Raw genomic sequence first — 2,391 nt, 5'->3', positions numbered from 1 at the left:
TACAAGCTGAGCTGTTTCTAATTTGATTGCTGCAGAATACGTTGCACGTTTTAATTTCGTCATTTTTTCACCCAAATTTGTATGCTTATCAGCATAACATTTCTTTCTTAATGGGTGGCCAAAATCACTGTACCACTACACTGAGAACTGATTAACAGGGGCGCAAGAGTAAACATAAGGAAGTAATCGTCGAATAAAAAGTGAGGTTGAAAGATTTCTATCAACTGCTATAGATCTGACCTTGGTCTTCAAGGAGATTTTTACAGAAAATGGATATCCACTGTCCCGTAATGCTTTAGGAAGAGGGATTCTAGTATAATAAGTATTATTTCTATCTTTGATTAAGTACATTGCACCACTCGATTGAACCACCGAGCAGAATAAAGGAGGATTTGACGCACTTATTCTTTTATTTTCAATAATTTATAATGGTGGAGGGAGAGGGATTCGAACCCTCGTTAGGGATAAACCTAAACACACTTTCCAGGCGTGCGCCTTCAGCCACTCAGCCATCCCTCCACGGTGCTGCAATTGTGTAATGCAACAGCGCGCTATAGTATGAAATAGACCCTTAAGGTGCAAGGCATTTTTAAATTTGGGCCTTTAAATGCTTACTAATCAAGCAACACTTACCTATAGGCACAAAAAAACGGCTAAATCTAAGACTTAACCGTTTTTAATTTATACTCTAAAAGTTACTTAGCCATGCTCGCAGTAAACTCAAGCATGCGATTTAAGGATTTAAGAGCGCCTTCGCGTAAATCCATATCAACGAATACTTCTTTGCCTTTAGGACTTATGAGGGCTTCTTCAATCGCTTTTAAGCCATTCATTGCCATCCAAGGGCAATGAGCGCAACTTTTACATGAAGCGCCCTCACCTGCCGTAGGAGCCGCAAAAAACTCTTTATCTGGACATAGTTGCTGCATTTTATAAAAGATGCCGCGATCAGTTGCTACAATAAACTTTTTATTGTCCATTGTTTGCGCTGCTTTGATTAATTGGCTCGTAGATCCAACTGAATCGGCAAGAGCAACTATTTCTGCTGGTGACTCAGGATGAACTAAAACGCCTGCATCTGGGTGTAGCGCTTTCATGTCTTTGAGTGCTTTTGTTTTAAACTCGTCATGTACAATACATGCGCCATTCCACATAAGCATATCAGCACCGGTATTTTTTTGAATATAACTACCAAGGTGCTTATCTGGGCCCCAAATGATTTTTTCGCCTTGCTCATCGAGGTGCTCTACTATTTCAAGTGCACAGGATGAAGTTACAATCCAATCTGCACGTGCTTTAACAGCCGTAGAGGTGTTTGCATATACAACTACTTTACGATCAGGGTGCTGATCGCAAAACGCAGAGAACTCGTCTATCGGGCAGCCAATATCTAACGAACATGTTGCTTCAAGCGTTGGCATAACAACCGTTTTATTTGGCGTTAAAATTTTGGCAGTTTCGCCCATAAATTTTACGCCCGCAACAATAATCATATCTGCATCGTGACGTGCGCCAAAACGCGCCATTTCTAGCGAGTCGGCAACGCAGCCGCCGGTTTCTTCAGCAAGTGCTTGAATTTCAGGATCGGTATAATAATGGGCAACAAGTACTGCATTTTTATCTTTTAGTAATTGTTTTATACGCGCTTTATATTCGCCTTGCTCGTCTTGTGTTAACGGTGCTGGCTTAGGGGGAAAAATATAACCTTCAGGCATAATAGTTTGAGCTAGACTCATGTTCTCGACCACTTATCTACAGTGCATTAATTAGGGCGAATTATACGAGAATATGAAAGCAAATAACAGCGAACTAGTAAGGCTGTTTATAAAAAATAAAGTGGGAAATTAAAAAAGAATATAAAGGAAAGTATTAGAGAGTGGTGGGTCATGATGGATTTGAACCATCGACCAATTGATTAAAAGTCAACTGCTCTACCAACTGAGCTAATGACCCGCTCTAATATAAATCTGCTTTGTAAAAAGCTTGCGTAAATCCGCCGATTAAACTGTCATAGAATGGTGGGTTATGATGGATTTGAACCATCGACCAATTGATTAAAAGTCAACTGCTCTACCAACTGAGCTAATAACCCGCTCTATGCACTTATTCAATTAAGAATGAAGCTTACGTATATCCGCCGACTGATGCCAAATTCTATTCACAAGGAATAAAAGAATGGTGGGTCATGATGGATTTGAACCATCGACCAATTGATTAAAAGTCAACTGCTCTACCAACTGAGCTAATGACCCGCTCTTATATAACTTTTCATAGAATGGTGGGTTATGATGGATTTGAACCATCGACCAATTGATTAAAAGTCAACTGCTCTACCAACTGAGCTAATAACCCGCTCTATGCACTTATTCAATTATGAATGAAGCTTACGTA

At 39.9% G+C, this 2,391-nt stretch carries 1 protein-coding gene and 5 tRNA genes; all 6 read right to left on the bottom strand.

All coding sequences use genetic code 11. The annotated features are described in order from the left end of the window. Window positions 1-429: 429 nt before the first annotated feature. The 6 genes from H5117_RS20210 to H5117_RS20185 all read right to left on the bottom strand — a co-directional run bounded on the left by H5117_RS20210 (window position 430) and on the right by H5117_RS20185 (window position 2,352). Window positions 430-519, bottom strand: a tRNA-Ser gene (locus H5117_RS20210). 176 nt (window positions 520-695) lie between these two features. Continuing rightward, window positions 696-1,736: a quinolinate synthase NadA gene (gene nadA / locus H5117_RS20205; RefSeq protein WP_002962419.1), complete on the bottom strand. Its 1,041-nt coding sequence runs from the start codon at window positions 1,734-1,736 to the stop codon at window positions 696-698. 141 nt (window positions 1,737-1,877) lie between these two features. After that, window positions 1,878-1,953, bottom strand: a tRNA-Lys gene (locus H5117_RS20200). Between the two features lie 63 nt (window positions 1,954-2,016). Next, window positions 2,017-2,092: transfer RNA gene (locus tag H5117_RS20195), tRNA-Lys, on the bottom strand. 84 nt (window positions 2,093-2,176) lie between these two features. After that, window positions 2,177-2,252 (bottom strand) — tRNA-Lys (locus H5117_RS20190). A 24-nt stretch (window positions 2,253-2,276) separates the two neighbouring features. Further along, a tRNA-Lys gene (locus tag H5117_RS20185) sits at window positions 2,277-2,352 on the bottom strand. Window positions 2,353-2,391 lie beyond the last annotated feature (39 nt).

The sequence above is a fragment of the Pseudoalteromonas sp. SG45-1 genome, assembly GCF_014164135.1.
Classification (GTDB): Bacteria; Pseudomonadota; Gammaproteobacteria; order Enterobacterales; family Alteromonadaceae; genus Pseudoalteromonas; species Pseudoalteromonas distincta.
The sequence above is the reverse complement of the archived record's forward strand: the minus strand, read 5'-3'. Positions and strand labels throughout refer to the sequence as shown.

Coding starts and splice junctions, on each gene's coding strand:
- nadA (WP_002962419.1), bottom strand. CDS start 1,736: ATGAGTCTAGCTCAAACTATTATGCCTGAAGGTTATATTTTTCCCCCT.